Origin of the sequence: Bacteroides sp. D22 (genome assembly GCF_000163675.1) — a bacterium.
Lineage (GTDB): Bacteria > Bacteroidota > Bacteroidia > Bacteroidales > Bacteroidaceae > Bacteroides > Bacteroides xylanisolvens.
In genome coordinates, this window is the sequence record NZ_GG774803.1 from 1 (window position 1) to 14731 (window position 14731).

The 14731-nt window shown below is 40.8% G+C and carries 15 protein-coding genes and 2 tRNA genes; 5 read left to right on the forward strand and 12 right to left on the reverse strand.

What is annotated here, in order from left to right:
* Positions 1-323: 323 nt before the first annotated feature.
* From HMPREF0106_RS15295 to HMPREF0106_RS15280, 4 genes are all read right to left on the reverse strand, one after another.
* Positions 324-396: transfer RNA gene (locus HMPREF0106_RS15295), tRNA-Gly, on the reverse strand.
* Positions 397-404: 8 nt separating this feature from the next.
* Positions 405-487, reverse strand: a tRNA-Tyr gene (locus HMPREF0106_RS15290).
* Positions 488-538: 51 nt separating this feature from the next.
* Entirely contained in the window at positions 539-1033 is a 495-nt protein-coding gene (gene ribH, locus HMPREF0106_RS15285; protein WP_004301766.1) for a 6,7-dimethyl-8-ribityllumazine synthase, read from the reverse strand.
* 150 nt (positions 1034-1183) lie between these two features.
* The gene (locus HMPREF0106_RS15280; protein ID WP_004316163.1) at positions 1184-1867 is read right to left on the reverse strand and encodes a tetratricopeptide repeat protein; all 684 of its coding nucleotides are present in this window, start codon (positions 1865-1867) and stop codon (positions 1184-1186) included.
* Between the two features lie 160 nt (positions 1868-2027).
* Here HMPREF0106_RS15280 and recF point away from each other — a divergent pair, with 160 nt between their 5' ends.
* Positions 2028-3146, forward strand: a complete 1119-nt coding sequence (recF, locus tag HMPREF0106_RS15275; protein ID WP_008645622.1) for a DNA replication/repair protein RecF — start codon at positions 2028-2030, stop codon at positions 3144-3146.
* Positions 3133-3420, forward strand: a complete 288-nt coding sequence (locus HMPREF0106_RS15270; protein WP_004316165.1) for a DUF721 domain-containing protein — start codon at positions 3133-3135, stop codon at positions 3418-3420. Before recF ends, HMPREF0106_RS15270 begins: the two co-directional genes overlap by 14 nt.
* Here the strand turns inward: HMPREF0106_RS15270 and HMPREF0106_RS15265 are convergent.
* The 7 genes from HMPREF0106_RS15265 to gap all read right to left on the reverse strand — a co-directional run bounded on the left by HMPREF0106_RS15265 (position 3407) and on the right by gap (position 10679).
* Entirely contained in the window at positions 3407-4198 is a 792-nt protein-coding gene (locus HMPREF0106_RS15265; protein ID WP_008771137.1) for a histidinol-phosphatase, read from the reverse strand. The two genes, HMPREF0106_RS15270 and HMPREF0106_RS15265, sit on opposite strands and share 14 nt — an antisense overlap.
* The gene (locus tag HMPREF0106_RS15260) at positions 4143-4670 is read right to left on the reverse strand and encodes a 5-formyltetrahydrofolate cyclo-ligase (RefSeq protein ID WP_009039670.1); all 528 of its coding nucleotides are present in this window, start codon (positions 4668-4670) and stop codon (positions 4143-4145) included. Before HMPREF0106_RS15260 ends, HMPREF0106_RS15265 begins: the two co-directional genes overlap by 56 nt.
* The gene (locus tag HMPREF0106_RS15255) at positions 4648-6399 is read right to left on the reverse strand and encodes a S41 family peptidase (protein ID WP_008020856.1); all 1752 of its coding nucleotides are present in this window, start codon (positions 6397-6399) and stop codon (positions 4648-4650) included. Before HMPREF0106_RS15255 ends, HMPREF0106_RS15260 begins: the two co-directional genes overlap by 23 nt.
* A gap of 30 nt (positions 6400-6429) precedes the next feature.
* The gene (locus HMPREF0106_RS15250; RefSeq protein ID WP_008020857.1) at positions 6430-6879 is read right to left on the reverse strand and encodes a dCMP deaminase family protein; all 450 of its coding nucleotides are present in this window, start codon (positions 6877-6879) and stop codon (positions 6430-6432) included.
* Between the two features lie 8 nt (positions 6880-6887).
* Entirely contained in the window at positions 6888-7403 is a 516-nt protein-coding gene (locus tag HMPREF0106_RS15245) for a DUF4847 family protein (protein ID WP_009039671.1), read from the reverse strand.
* A gap of 31 nt (positions 7404-7434) precedes the next feature.
* Positions 7435-9495: a M3 family metallopeptidase gene (locus HMPREF0106_RS15240; protein WP_009039672.1), complete on the reverse strand. Its 2061-nt coding sequence runs from the start codon at positions 9493-9495 to the stop codon at positions 7435-7437.
* A 173-nt stretch (positions 9496-9668) separates the two neighbouring features.
* Entirely contained in the window at positions 9669-10679 is a 1011-nt protein-coding gene (gene gap, locus HMPREF0106_RS15235; RefSeq protein ID WP_004316172.1) for a type I glyceraldehyde-3-phosphate dehydrogenase, read from the reverse strand.
* Positions 10680-10821: 142 nt separating this feature from the next.
* Between gap and mscL the strand changes: the two genes are divergently transcribed.
* Entirely contained in the window at positions 10822-11268 is a 447-nt protein-coding gene (gene mscL / locus HMPREF0106_RS15230) for a large-conductance mechanosensitive channel protein MscL (RefSeq protein ID WP_004316173.1), read from the forward strand.
* Between the two features lie 131 nt (positions 11269-11399).
* On the forward strand, positions 11400-12923 hold the full coding sequence (gene guaA, locus HMPREF0106_RS15225) for a glutamine-hydrolyzing GMP synthase (RefSeq protein WP_004316174.1): 1524 nt from the start codon (positions 11400-11402) through the stop codon (positions 12921-12923).
* Between the two features lie 94 nt (positions 12924-13017).
* Here guaA and HMPREF0106_RS15220 read toward each other — a convergent pair whose 3' ends face one another.
* Positions 13018-13686 (reverse strand): Crp/Fnr family transcriptional regulator, encoded by a 669-nt coding sequence (locus HMPREF0106_RS15220; RefSeq protein WP_009039673.1) that lies wholly within the window; start codon positions 13684-13686, stop codon positions 13018-13020.
* A 137-nt stretch (positions 13687-13823) separates the two neighbouring features.
* Here HMPREF0106_RS15220 and HMPREF0106_RS15215 point away from each other — a divergent pair, with 137 nt between their 5' ends.
* Positions 13824-14423 (forward strand): MarC family protein, encoded by a 600-nt coding sequence (locus HMPREF0106_RS15215; RefSeq protein ID WP_004316176.1) that lies wholly within the window; start codon positions 13824-13826, stop codon positions 14421-14423.
* Positions 14424-14731: the final 308 nt, after the last annotated feature.

A 14731-nucleotide genomic window follows, 5' to 3' on the forward strand; every position in this document is an offset into this window, starting at 1 on the left:
TTTCAGACTGAGCCCTTTCTCCTCTAAATAAAGAATAAAGCAAGTATCCTGAGAAACATGATTGACTAGGGTAAAGTAATCAAGGATTCCTGAAGGCAAGAACAAGCTTAAAGAAGCAACAGGATCAATCGTTTGGGAAGAGGATGTTTTCATGATGCAAAAATAAGAATTTTAACGCAATCCCCCAAGGTTTCAGACTGAGCCTTTTAACGCAATCCCCCAAGGTTTCAGACTGAGCCGGTTTCAGACTGAGCCTTCATAATCTTAGTGGTCTAAAGTAAAACAAAAAAAAGAGAATCTAATTTCTCAGATTCTCTTTGGAGAGCGGAAGACGGGGCTCAAACCCGCGACCCTCAGCTTGGAAGGCTAATGCTCTATCAACTGAGCTACTTCCGCAATTTTTGTGGGCAAAGATGGATTCGAACCACCGAAGTCGAAAGACAGCAGATTTACAGTCTGCCCCATTTGGCCACTCTGGTATTTGCCCTTTTTTTGCTTTTGAGGAGGTTTGTTTCTCAATTGCGGTGCAAAGATACAACTATTTATTTAAACTCCAAACAAAATCGATCATTTTTATTGCAGTAATTGCACATTCGTCTCCTTTGTTACCCAGTTTGCCACCGGCACGATCCTCTGCTTGCTCCATTGTATTTGTGGTAATTAATCCGTAAATAACTGGTATATCGCCAGTTGCGTTTAATTCGGTAATTCCCTGGGTTGCTCCCATACAAACATAATCAAAATGTGGAGTATCTCCTTTAATTACGCAACCAATTGCAATAATTGCATCAAGATCGCAATTTTCCATCATTTGATTGGCACCAAAAGTTAGTTCGAAACTTCCCGGTACAGTTTTTACCAGAATATTTTCGTCTTTTGCTCCATGTTTTTTTAATGTATCGACTGCGCCTTTCAGTAAAGCACCGGTAATATTGAAGTTCCATTCGGATACGACAATGCCAAATTTCATTGCTTCTGCATTCGGAACGGAATTGAAATCATATTCGGATAAGTTATGGTAAGCTGTTGCCATAGTAAATTAAAAGTTGAGAATTATAAAATGAAGTTTGAAAGTATGGGAAATTAAGAAGAAAGGCACGGATTTCACGGATTCCACGGTTTTAATAGATAATCCGCTTAATCCGGTGTAATCCGTGCCTCGATCTCCTTATATAATAAGGTATTATTTTTTCATCAATTTAGCCTGTTCGATATATTTGTCGATGTCCATAGCTTGATAAGACTGGAAGTATTTATCCTTGATCTTAGTGTAAGCGTTTACTGCATCGTCATATTTTCCTTGTTTTACCAGGATTTCTCCGGCTTGTATCAGGAAAATCGGGCTTAATGTGTTGTTGTCAGCTTTGTCTGCTGCCGACAGTAAAGTAGAGGCAGCTTTGTCCAGTTGGCCAAGTTGTGCATAGCAGTTACCTGCAGCACCCAAGATTGCCGGAGCAACCATTTGGTCTTTTCCATTGAAGCTATCTAGCATCTTCACTGCTTCTTCATATTTGCCAAGTTGTGCGTAGCAAATACCAGCATAAGCTTTTGCCAAATTAGCTGCTTTTGTTCCGCTGTACTCATCAGCTACTTTCAGGAAACCTGTGTAACCGATGCTGTCACCGTTTAAAGCCTGTTCAAAAGCATCCTGTTCAAAGTATTCCTGTCCTTTGAAAAGAGCTGCTTGTGCTTTTTCTTCACGTGGTTCAGCATAGAGGTTTTTGTACATGATAAAACCTGCTACAATAATAATCACAGCAACAACACCGCCAATAATTGCGTTTTTGTACTTGATAAGAAATGCTTCCGATTGTGTCAGTGCATCTTCTACGTTCAGATGTTCGTTCTGATTCTTTTGTTCTGCCATTTTATATGATTCTTTTTGTTATTATTCACAGTTTGATATTTCGACTCGCAAAAGTAGTTTTTTTATATCTACAAATGAAATTTAGAAGCATCTTTTTTTGTTTTACACCCGAAAACCACGAAAATCTTGCTACTTTTGTGAACAAATTAACGTGTGCACAATGATACTGAAACGAATATCTATATTAAATTATAAGAATCTGGAAGAGGTGGAGCTGGGATTCTCTGCCAAACTGAATTGTTTTTTCGGACTGAATGGGATGGGGAAGACGAATCTGCTGGATGCAGTGTATTTCTTATCCTTCTGTAAAAGTTCCGGCAATCCGATTGATTCTCAGAATATTCGTCATGAACAAGACTTCTTTGTCATCCAGGGTTTCTATGAAGCGGAGGACGGAACTCCTGAAGAGATTTATTGTGGAATGAAACGCCGTTCGAAGAAACAATTTAAACGGAATAAGAAAGAATATAGTCGTTTCTCGGATCACATCGGCTTCCTGCCTTTGGTGATGGTTTCACCTGCCGATTCTGAATTGATAGCCGGAGGGAGTGATGAACGTCGCCGGTTTATGGATGTAGTGATTTCGCAGTATGATAAAGAATATCTTGAAGCACTGATACGGTATAATAAAGCATTGGCGCAGCGTAACACATTGCTGAAGAGTGAGTTCCCGGTGGAGGAAGAATTGTTTCTTGTATGGGAGGAAATGATGTCTCAAGCCGGTGAAATCGTTTTCCGGAAGCGTGAAGCGTTTATCCGGGAGTTTATTCCTATTTTCCAATCTTTCTATTCTTTTATTTCGCAGGATAAAGAGGCTGTGGGATTATCTTATGAGTCTCATGCACGGGATGCTTCTTTGTTGGAAGTGTTGAAGCAGAGCAGGGAGCGGGATAAGATAATGGGGTTCTCTTTGCGGGGGATTCATAAGGATGAGTTAAATATGCTGTTGGGCGAATTTCCGATAAAGAAAGAAGGCTCGCAGGGACAGAATAAGACATATCTGGTGGCGTTAAAATTGGCACAGTTTGATTTCTTGAAACGTACGGGCAGAACTGTTCCTTTATTATTATTAGATGATATTTTTGATAAACTGGATGCTTCCCGTGTAGAGCAAATAGTGAAGTTAGTGGGCGGAGACAATTTCGGGCAGATATTTATAACGGATACGAACCGGGGGCATCTGGACCGTATTTTACATAAGGTAGGTAGTGATTATAAGATATTTCGTGTAGAAGAGGGTACAATTCAAGAAATGGAGGCTGACGATGAAGCGCAATGATGCCGAACAAATAGGAAAACTGATTCAACAGTTTCTTCGTCAGGAGAGTTTGGAGTCTCCGCTGAACGAACAAAGACTGTTGGATGCCTGGCCTCAAGTCTTAGGACCGGCGGCGGCTTATACCAGCAATCTTTATATTCGTAATCAGACATTGTATGTGCATCTTACTTCTGCTGCTCTCCGGCAGGAGTTGATGATGGGGCGTGAGGTATTGGTGCGCACACTCAATCAGAGAGTCGGTGCTATGGTTATTACAAACATTATTTTTCGTTGAGGAAAGGGATTCTGTCTATAACCTTTATACCCAGCTTGCGAAGTGTTTCGGTTGCACGGCTGTAATAAAAAGGATTTTCCAGATATTGATTATTGTGAGCATCTACACCGATGATAGCGGTGCAACCTTCATGGGCGGCTACTTTCCAGAAATCCGGGTAAGGAATGGTGGTGATTCCATGAATGTCATTATACTCTTCATAACCAAGATTATATTCCAACGGTAGGTTTAACCGTGCTGCTGTCCGGCAGATATGTCTGCTGACCAGTTTGCAATGATGATCGAATTCCGGGTAGGAACGCATGAATAAATCCGGATGGGCAAGGTAGGCAAATAGTCCGCTTTCCATCCCTTCAATAGCACTCTCTTCGTAGAGCTCGAGCATGTCTACCGAATCTGTATTCCGGCCGAAATAGGGAAACTTCTCATCTGTATGAAAATGGTGATTTCCGAAAATGATGTAATCCAGCTTATATTCTTTGATGATTCCTTTTAACCAGTGTATATATTCAGGAAAGTATTCACATTCCAATCCTATTTTTATACTGATTTGATTCTTGTATTTTTCTTGTAGCGAACGGAGGCTTTCCACATACCCCGGCAACTCTTCAGGGAGCATGCGGATGTCGGAGATATAATTGGTGTGGTATTTCCACGGAGTGTGGTCTGAAAAGCCTATTTCTTGATAGCCGCCTTTGATGGCACTTAAAACAAATTCTTCGTCACTCCCTGTCGCATGATGGCAGCGGGTGGTATGGGTGTGATAATTCGTCTTCATTGATTGTTATAATTATATCCATGCGGACGTCGAATGATTCCGCAGGAACTTCTTCTACTAATTGAAATGGGAAACAAATCCCAGCTTTGTAAGCTGTTGGTATGCGTGGCAAGAGGCGGTCGTAGTATCCTTTTCCTCGTCCCAAACGATTACCTTTTGCGTCGAAAGCGACTCCGGGAACGACGATGAAATCGATGGCTGCATAGTCTGTGAATGCTTCCCCGGTTGGTTCTTCTATGCCATAGACACCGCAAATTGACATATTTTTGGGGCCCGTATATATCCGAAGCTCCAAATCATCGCCTACCACTACGGGGAGCAAGATTCGTTTCTTATTGCTCCATTTTCGGATAAACTCATGTGTGTCTACTTCGTCATTTAGCGAATGGTATAGTAGTACGGTATTGGCCGCCCTGAAAGCCGGATGGGCTTCAAGGGCGGTCAGTATGTTAGCTGATTGCAGCTTTCGCATAGTCGAATCCGCGTGTTGGGTCTTCAGTAATGCTATACGCTTGCGCAGTTCTTTTTTTCTTTCCATCTTTTTTGTCCTTCGTCACTTCTTCCTCTTCAACGGCTACCGGAGCTTTTGGGAAAGCTTCTCCTTTTTCGAGTATCTCAATGCCTTTAATGACGGTAGCATCTGTCTTGTTAAAATATTGAAGATAAGCTTCCAGTCCAAGCATATTGTAGATGATGTTACCAAAAAGGTTCTTCTCCAAAAGTTTGTATGACTTCTGAATGAGGATATTTCTTCTTTTCACTCCTTTGCTGTCGGCAAAACGGACAAACTGTTCTACCAATCCCTGATGACGAAGGTAATTCAGCAATTCTTCCTCTGTTTCATATTGGCTAAGTTTCTTCCGGTTATTGTCGGTGTACTGGAATGTGAATTGAATAGTCAGTCCCCGGTTGATAACAGTAGAAAGATAAGAGGTGACTCCCGTTGTATCTTGCGGTACGAATATATCCGGCATGATACCACCACCGCCATAAACAGTACGTCCCAGGCTGGTGTTATAACGTTCGCTCTCATTCTGCTTGATACTGTCGCGTGAGAAAAATTCCCCATGTTCGTAACGGGTATATAAATCCAGTTCGTAGTTACGATCTTTACCGCTTTCGTATGGACGTTGGATGCAGCGTCCGGATGGAGTGTAGTAGCGGGCGATTGTCAGGCGGATAGCCGAACCATCACTGAAGTCGATCGGTTGTTGCACGAGTCCCTTACCAAAGGAACGGCGTCCTACAACTGTACCCCGGTCGTTATCCTGAATAGCTCCGGTGAAGATTTCACTGGCAGAAGCAGAACCTTCGTCAATCAATACGACGAGTGGCATTTTCTGACAGCTACCTGTACCGTTGGCGAATTCTTCTGCACGTGGATATTTACGGCCTTGAGTGTATACGATTAATTTGCCTTCGGGCAGGAACTCATTCACCATGCGGATGGCTGCTTCCATATATCCTCCGGTGTTACCGCGGAGGTCAATGATCAGACCTTTGCATTTTTTATGGTTGAGTTGTGCCAGTGCATTCAACAATTCTACATGGCTGGTACGTCCGAATTTGCTGACTTTCACGTAACCAATGTCATCGTTTAGCATATAAGCTGCATCAACGGTATTTTGAGGAATGTCTCCACGGGTAATGTTGAAATGCAATAAGTCTTTTTCTCCTGTTCGTTTGATACCTAATTTCACTTGTGAACCTTTCGGGCCTTTCAGAGTGCGCATAGCCCGTTCGTTGGTTACTTTCTTACCGACAAACAAACTGTCGTCCACGGTAACAATACGGTCGCCCGCCATCAATCCTATCTTTTCAGAAGGGCCACCCTGAACGACTGCATTCACATGAATGGTGTCGTTCTGTATGGTAAACTGGATACCGATTCCGCTAAAGCTACCTTCCAGTTCCGAGTTGACTTCTTCGAGATTTTGGGCAGGGATATAAGTTGAATGTGGATCTAATTCGGCCAGAATCTGCGGCATGGCTTTTTCCACTAAATCGGCCATGTTTACGGTGTCGACATATTGATCGTCTACAATGCGTAACAATGCGTTTAGCTTATTGGAGGAACCGTTGATAATACCCAAACGGTTGCCGGCAAAATGCTTGGCATAAAATGTACCGATAAGAATCCCGACTACCACGCTGACTGCTATGATGACAGGTGTAAAACGTGAAGAGTTTTTTGTACTCATGTCTATTCCTTTTTTAAAACGTTCGTCTTCTTATTTATTCGGAGAGGAATGGTTATCTAATTCTGTGTAGATAACTTCGATTCCCGCCCGTTTTAATAACTCAATTCCATCTTCCAGGCGGTAATGTTCGGAGTAAACTACCCGTTTGATCCCTGCCTGTATGATTAACTTCGCACATTCGATGCAAGGAGAGGCGGTGACGTACATGGTAGCACCGTCGCTACTGTTGTTTGAACGTGCTATTTTGGTAATGGCATTTGCTTCCGCATGCAGAACGTATGGTTTTGTCAGATTGTTTTCATCTTCGCATACATTCTCAAAACCGGAAGGCGTTCCGTTATATCCATCGGAGATAATCATTTTATCTTTAACAATTAAAGCTCCTACTTTACGGCGTTGGCAATAGGAATTTTCAGCCCATATACTGGCCATGCGTATATAACGTTTGTCAAGTTCTAATTGTTTCTTTTCAGTGTCCATGTTGTTTACTATTTATTACTAACTACCCGGAAAACCATACGGAAAGTTTGTTTACCGGATGCCGGTTTGTATAAAAGGTATAAGTTGTTACTGTCTCCTTCGTAAGATGTAGCAGCATTAAGCCCCTCTATGAAATTTTTGGCGAGTTTGTCGTTACCATAATTACCTGCAGTGGTAACAGTAGCTTTAAAGCTGTTGTTTTTGGCATTGGCGCTCCATTTTCCTTCAAAAGTACTGGTTGCAATGACAGTTCCTTTTATATTTCCGTTCATAACATCTCCATCTACTGTACCATCAAATACGATATTGTATGTACCATTCTTATTAAGTTCTTTGATACTTGCTTTTTCTTGTTCCTCATTTTCCCAGAAGGGAAACATCTCATGACCTCCATCCACAGTGATATAATTTAGTTTCCACGTTTTTCCTGTAAAGATAGCGGCTACATCGTCCGAATCATTACACCCTGAAAATAAAGGAAGCAATAGTAATAATCCTACTATTTTATAGATATTCTTCTTCATACGGTTATGTTTAATACCTTATACTTAATACTTATTTCTTTATTCCATTTCTGATTAATAAAGCATCAATACTTGGTTCCTGTCCGCGGAAACGTTTATAAAGTACCATTGGATGTTCCGTTCCTCCTTTCGACAGAATATTATTGCGGAACGAGTTTGCAACTTCCTGATTGAATATTCCTTTTTGCTTGAACAATGAGAAAGCATCGGCATCCAGTACTTCCGCCCATTTATAGCTATAGTATCCGGCGGCATATCCACCAGCAAAGATATGGGAAAACTGCGTACTCATGCAAGCTTCTGGTACAATCGGCAATATTTGTGCATCCTTCCAGGCTTCCTGTTCATAAGCTTTCACGTCTCCTTCAAAAGGAGTGTTGCGAGTATACCACGCCATATCAAGTAAACCGAAACTTAGTTGTCGCAGACAAGCATAGGCAATATTAAAATTAGAAGCGTCTACAAGACGTTTTATTAATTCATCCGGTAAAACTTCTCCTGTCTGATAATGACGGGCAAATGTATTGAGGAAATCTTTCTCTATGGCGAAGTTCTCCATAATCTGCGAAGGAAGCTCCACAAAGTCCCAATATACATTGGTTCCGCTTAAACTTCTGTAAGTGGAATTGGCAAACATACCATGCAGGCTATGTCCGAACTCATGCAAGAATGTTTCTACTTCATTGAATGTTAATAAAGCAGGCTTATTCTCGGTTGGCTTGGTAAAGTTCATCACAACGGATACATGCGGACGGCTGTTTTCGCCAGTCTTTTTATCTATCCATTGGTCTTTGTAACTCGTCATCCAAGCTCCGGCGCGCTTACCTAAACGCGGGTGGAAGTCAGTATATAAGACGGCTAAGAATTTTCCGTCTTTATCAAACACTTCAAAGGCTTCCACTTCTTTATGGTAAACCGGAATTTCTGTATTTTTCCGGAAAGTAATTCCATATAACTTTTCAGCTAGTCCAAACACTCCTTTCTTCACTTGTTCCAATTCAAAGTAAGGACGGAGCATTTCTTCATTGATATTGAATTTTTTGTCTTTCAGTTTGTTTGAGTAATAACTCCAGTCCCAAGGCATTACAACGAAATCATCTCCCTGCTCTTCGCGGGCCAGTTCTTGAATTTCTTTGTATTCTTGTTGTGCGGTAGGAGCGTATGCTTCCAGCAGTTGGTTGAGCAGCTTGTATACAGACTCACTGTTTTCAGCCATTCTTTTCTTTAGCGTATATTCCGCATAATCTTTGTATCCCAATAGCTGGGCTATTTTCATACGTGTATTGGCTATATTTTTTACGATATCGATATTATTGAATTCGTTATCGTGCGTACATTTTGTATTGTAAGCCATATACAATTTCTGGCGTAAATCACGATTGTCGGAATACGTCATGAAAGGAACGTAGCTTGGAGCATGAAGCGTGAACGCCCATCCTTCTTTTTCTTCGCTCTTGGCTGTTTCAGCAGCAGCTTCTATGATAATTTCGGGTAATCCGGCGAGACTTTCCTTTTTTGTCAACAGCATCTGATAGGCATTTGTTTCTTTCAGGTTGTTTTCACTGAAAGTAAGCGTCAGTTTACTCAACTCGTTAGTCAGGCGGCGGTACTCTTCCCGCGCTTCTCCTTCCAAATTGGCACCATGACGAACAAAACTGTTGTATGCATTTTCCAGTAACTGTTTTTGTTCCTGTGTCAGTTGCAAAGTCTCTTTCTGGTTATACACTTCTTTCACACGTGCGAATAACTTTTCATTCAGTGTGATATTATTGCTGTGTTCACTAAGCAACGGCATAATCTTTTGAGCGAGTTCTTGCAGATCGTCATTCGTTTCTGCGCTCAACATATTACCGAAGACGGCAACTACTTTATCCAGTAATTCCCCTGATGCTTCGAAAGCTTCTATCGTATTGCTAAAATCAGCCTTTTCCGGATTCTGTATGATAGCCTCTATTTCAGCATTTTGCAGCTTGATTCCTTCAAGGATAGCAGGCTCATAATGTTCTGTTTCAATCCGGTCGAACGGCACGGTTCCGTGCGGCGTATGGTATTGCCCGTAGAAAGGATTCTGGGCGTTTGTTATATTGCTCATAGTGCAAACTAGTATCAATGTTATTAATAATCTCTCCATAGAAGTACAAAGCTACTAAAATTGTCGCTTATTCAACGGATAACACGTTGCTTTTTAACAATATATAAAATGAAATGTATAAAAAAACCGCTACGGTTTCCCGCAGCGGTTTTCTATATGGTTCAAGCTTCTAATTAAGCGTTAACTGATGCCATGTGAGCGATCAAGTCAAGAACTTTGTTAGAGTAACCGATTTCGTTGTCATACCAAGATACAACTTTAACGAAAGTATCAGTCAAAGCGATACCTGCTTTAGCGTCGAAGATAGAAGTACGAGCGTCACCTAAGAAGTCAGAAGAAACTACTGCATCTTCAGTGTAACCCAGGATACCTTTCAATTCGCCTTCAGAAGCTTCTTTCATTGCAGCGCAGATTTCAGCGTAAGTAGCCGGTTTAGCCAAGTTAACTGTCAAGTCAACTACAGATACGTCCAAAGTCGGAACACGCATAGACATACCAGTCAATTTGCCGTTCAATGCAGGGATTACTTTACCTACAGCTTTAGCAGCACCAGTAGAAGAAGGGATGATGTTGCCAGAAGCAGCACGACCACCTCTCCAGTCTTTCATAGAAGGACCGTCAACTGTTTTCTGAGTAGCAGTTGTAGAGTGAACTGTAGTCATCAAACCGTCAAGGATACCGAACTTGTCGTTCAATACTTTAGCGATAGGAGCCAAACAGTTAGTAGTACAAGAAGCGTTAGATACAAATTGAGTACCTTTTACGTATGTCTTTTCGTTTACACCGCAAACGAACATCGGAGTGTCATCTTTAGAAGGAGCTGACATTACAACATATTTTGCACCAGCTTCGATGTGAGCCTGAGCTTTGTCTTTGCTCAAGAACAAACCTGTAGATTCAACAACGTATTCTGCACCTACTTCGTTCCATTTCAAGTCAGCCGGATTTCTTTCAGCTGTGATACGGATAGCTTGACCGTTAACGATCAATTTGCTGTTTTCAACATCTGCTTCGATAGTACCGTCGAATTGACCGTGCATTGTATCATACTTCAGCATGTAAGCCAAGTAATCAACCGGGCAAAGGTCATTGATACCTACGATTTGAATATCGTTTCTTGTCATTGCAGCGCGGAAAACGAAACGTCCGATACGTCCGAATCCATTAATACCTACTTTAATCATTTTGTTTAAACTTTTAAGGGTTTTATAATATTTGTTCAAATATCTCTCTACCTCCGCACTTGTTTTATTTTCAAATGCGGTGCAAAATTACAAAAATGTTTTTATATTCGCGCATTAAATTCACATTAAATATTGAAAAAAGATGGGAAAGAGTACATTTTTACAGGACTTTAAGGCGTTTGCCATGAAAGGTAACGTCATAGACATGGCTGTCGGTGTTGTTATTGGTGGTGCGTTTGGAAAAATCGTATCATCATTGGTTGCTAATGTTATTATGCCTCCGATTGGTTTATTGGTTGGCGGTGTGAACTTTACGGATTTGAAATGGGTGATGAAAGCGGCAGAGATCGGTGCTGACGGTAAGGAGATAGCTCCGGCTGTGACATTGGATTATGGCCAGTTTCTGCAGGCCACCTTTGATTTTCTGATTATCGCTTTTGCTATATTTTTATTTATACGTTTGATCACGAAACTGACAACTAAAAAACAGGCAGAAGTAGCGGCTGCTCCTCCAACTCCTCCTGCGCCAACGAAAGAAGAAGTTTTGTTGACGGAGATACGTGATTTGCTGAAAGAAAAAAATAATTGATTCTAATTAAAATAAAGGAGATTTCGGGTGTAAACTTGTGAATCTCCTTTATTTTTCTCTTCATTATTAATATAGATTGCGTACTTTTTTCTACTTTTGCAACTCAATTTATTCAAAATCCAACCATTGATATGCAGGAAAAAATAATAATTCTTGATTTCGGTTCGCAGACAACACAGCTTATAGGCCGCCGTGTACGTGAATTGGATACGTATTGTGAAATCGTTCCTTATAACAAGTTTCCTAAAGAAGACCCGACTATTAAAGGAGTCATTCTCTCCGGAAGCCCTTTTTCGGTTTACGATAAAGATGCTTTCAAAGTAGATTTGAGTGAAATTCGTGGTAAATATCCGATATTGGGTATTTGTTATGGTGCACAGTATCTGTCATACACCAATGGCGGAAAAGTGGAACCGGCCGGAACGCGTGAGTATGGACGTGCTCATTTGGCTTCTTTCTGCAAAGATAATGTACTGTTTAAAGGAGTGCGTGAGGAGTCGCAGGTGTGGATGAGTCATGGAGATACGATTACTGCTATTCCTGATAATTTCAAGAAAATAGCTTCAACAGATAAAGTAGAGATTGCTGCTTATCAGATAGAAGGGGAGCAGGTATGGGGTGTCCAGTTCCATCCGGAAGTATTCCATAGTGAAGACGGAACTCAAATCCTGAAGAACTTTGTGGTAGATGTTTGCGGCTGCAAGCAAGATTGGTCGCCGGCTTCTTTTATTGAGAGCACGGTTGCCGAACTGAAAGAACAGTTGGGTGATGATAAGGTTGTTCTCGGTTTGAGTGGTGGAGTCGATTCATCGGTTGCGGCAGTGCTGCTGAATAAAGCTATCGGCAAGAACTTGACTTGTATCTTTGTAGATCATGGTATGCTGCGTAAGAATGAGTTCAAGAATGTGATGAAAGACTACGAATGTCTTGGTTTGAATGTGATTGGCGTTGATGCCAGCGAAAAGTTCTTTACGGAACTGGCTGGTGTGGCCGAACCGGAAGCTAAACGTAAGATTATAGGTAAGGGTTTCATCGATGTGTTCGATGTAGAAGCTCATAAGATCAAAGACGTGAAATGGTTGGCTCAAGGTACAATCTATCCGGATTGCATCGAGTCATTGTCTATCACGGGTACAGTGATAAAGAGCCATCATAATGTAGGTGGACTTCCTGAAAAGATGAATCTGAAATTATGTGAGCCACTTCGTTTGTTGTTTAAGGATGAAGTTCGTCGGGTAGGTCGTGAGTTGGGTATGCCGGAACATCTGATTACCCGCCATCCGTTCCCGGGACCGGGGCTGGCAGTGCGTATTCTGGGTGATATTACTCCTGAAAAAGTACGTATTCTGCAGGATGCTGATGATATCTTTATTCAGGGATTGCGTGACTGGGGATTGTATGATAAAGTATGGCAGGCAGGAGTTATCTTGTTGCCAGTACAGTCTGTAGGCGTGATGGGAGATGAACGTACGTACGAAAGAGCAGTTGCTTTACGTGCTGTGACATCTACAGATGCCATGACAGCCGACTGGGCGCATCTGCCTTATGAATTTATGGGTAAGGTATCGAATGATATTATTAATAAGGTGAAGGGAGTGAACCGTGTAACCTATGATATCAGTTCTAAACCACCAGCAACCATTGAGTGGGAATAATAACACTTTATAATCTAAAAATAGCCTCAATAGGAATTCCTGTTGAGGCTATTTTTATGATGAATAGGTCTTTTTATAATGAGCCAGTCCGTATCTATTCGCTTACCAGCTTCTGTGCATCCGGAATAAGAATCTCTTTCCGGCGTAATTCTAATAATCCTTTGTCTTGTAGCTCATTGAGTGCTTTTGAAGTATTCAGCCGGGTGTCATCTAAGTAGCGGGCAAGATCGTCCATCTTCATTTTGAATATCTTTTCTCCCTGAATCTTTTCACAATGCAACAGAAAAAAGCGAATGATTTTCTCTGTTAAATCCTGTGTCGGCTCTTCCCATAAGCGGGAGTAAAGATTTTGTGCCCGGTTACTTACGATATTCATATAGTTGAGCCGGAATATTTCATATTTGAACAGATCGCTAAGTACAAATGCTTTGCTGATACTGACAGTATGCGCTTCTGTATGTGCCACATAAGTAGAAGTGTAATGGGTGTTCATGCCAAACAGCGACTGTGGTTCCAGCAGGTAAGGTGCTTCCATCTGTTCAATGACGGTGTATATATTTTCTTTGGAATTTGTGACGATAGAAACCTCGCCTTTTAACAGGAAGCAGAGTTGTTTACACGGACTACCACTCTCAATGATAGTTTCTCCTACTTTATGCTTGATAAAGTGTAGCTTGACCTTATCCAGAATACTTGTGAAATCTTCATGACAAAGACCTTGAAATAAAGGCAATTGGAGCAAAGTGTCGAACATTGTTTCCATATGTTGTAATCTCTTGTTAATCGTACAAATTTACTCATAATACAACACGGCTGTCAATATCTGACCCTTCTTTTTGTTTTTTTTATTGTTTGAATGTATAAAAATAGAGTATATTTGCAGAAAAAAAGGAGGAAATTATGTTTGCAGGCTTCAATTGGCAACAGATGGTTAGTGCGTTTATCGTACTTTTTGCCGTGATAGACATTATCGGCTCTATACCTATTATAATTAACCTGAAAGAAAAGGGGAAAGATGTGAATGCAATGAAAGCTACCGTCATCTCTTTTGTTTTGTTGATCGGATTTTTCTATGCGGGAGATATGATGCTGAAACTCTTCCATGTAGATATCGAATCGTTTGCAGTTGCCGGTGCGTTTGTTATCTTCCTCATGTCTTTGGAGATGATTTTGGATATTGAGATTTTCAAAAATCAGGGTCCTATCAAAGAAGCTACTTTGGTGCCGCTTGTCTTTCCTTTGTTGGCAGGTGCCGGAGCTTTTACTACTTTGCTTTCTCTTCGGGCGGAATATGCCAGTGTTAATATCATTATAGCTTTAGTATTGAACATGATTTGGGTTTACTTTGTAGTGAGTATGACTGGTCGTGTAGAACGTTTCTTGGGAAAAGGTGGTATCTATATTATTCGTAAGTTTTTTGGTATCATCTTATTGGCTATTTCTGTAAGGTTGTTTACGGCCAATATAACGTTATTGATTGAAGCGTTGCATCGGTCTTGATTAATAATCTAATCTTTACTTGTTTTCTACTTGTTATTTTTGTATATTTGACGATTCAGGGTCGACGCATTATATTTTTTACTATCTTACAACTTGTATTTTATTTTTATATTATTGACTATTAGTGTATTATCTATTGTATATGTCGATTATTTTCCTTATCTTTATAAGATATTATAAAACATAAACTAACATGAAAATTGGCATAATTGACCTTTGTAAACAAATAGAAGATCCTAGGATGAACCGCAAAAAAGTACATAAATGGAAACTATTATCTATATATCCATTGCTGCTGTAATCTGTGG

Coding starts and splice junctions, on each gene's coding strand:
- HMPREF0106_RS15265 (WP_008771137.1), bottom strand. CDS start 4,198: ATGAAGACGAATTATCACACCCATACCACCCGCTGCCATCATGCGACA.
- HMPREF0106_RS15250 (WP_008020857.1), bottom strand. CDS start 6,879: ATGGACACTGAAAAGAAACAATTAGAACTTGACAAACGTTATATACGC.
- HMPREF0106_RS15260 (WP_009039670.1), bottom strand. CDS start 4,670: ATGCGAAAGCTGCAATCAGCTAACATACTGACCGCCCTTGAAGCCCAT.
- ribH (WP_004301766.1), bottom strand. CDS start 1,033: ATGGCAACAGCTTACCATAACTTATCCGAATATGATTTCAATTCCGTT.
- HMPREF0106_RS15280 (WP_004316163.1), bottom strand. CDS start 1,867: ATGGCAGAACAAAAGAATCAGAACGAACATCTGAACGTAGAAGATGCA.
- mscL (WP_004316173.1), top strand. CDS start 10,822: ATGGGAAAGAGTACATTTTTACAGGACTTTAAGGCGTTTGCCATGAAA.
- HMPREF0106_RS15240 (WP_009039672.1), bottom strand. CDS start 9,495: ATGAGCAATATAACAAACGCCCAGAATCCTTTCTACGGGCAATACCAT.
- recF (WP_008645622.1), top strand. CDS start 2,028: ATGATACTGAAACGAATATCTATATTAAATTATAAGAATCTGGAAGAG.
- HMPREF0106_RS15220 (WP_009039673.1), bottom strand. CDS start 13,686: ATGGAAACAATGTTCGACACTTTGCTCCAATTGCCTTTATTTCAAGGT.
- HMPREF0106_RS15270 (WP_004316165.1), top strand. CDS start 3,133: ATGAAGCGCAATGATGCCGAACAAATAGGAAAACTGATTCAACAGTTT.
- gap (WP_004316172.1), bottom strand. CDS start 10,679: ATGATTAAAGTAGGTATTAATGGATTCGGACGTATCGGACGTTTCGTT.
- guaA (WP_004316174.1), top strand. CDS start 11,400: ATGCAGGAAAAAATAATAATTCTTGATTTCGGTTCGCAGACAACACAG.
- HMPREF0106_RS15245 (WP_009039671.1), bottom strand. CDS start 7,403: ATGAAGAAGAATATCTATAAAATAGTAGGATTATTACTATTGCTTCCT.
- HMPREF0106_RS15255 (WP_008020856.1), bottom strand. CDS start 6,399: ATGAGTACAAAAAACTCTTCACGTTTTACACCTGTCATCATAGCAGTC.
- HMPREF0106_RS15215 (WP_004316176.1), top strand. CDS start 13,824: ATGTTTGCAGGCTTCAATTGGCAACAGATGGTTAGTGCGTTTATCGTA.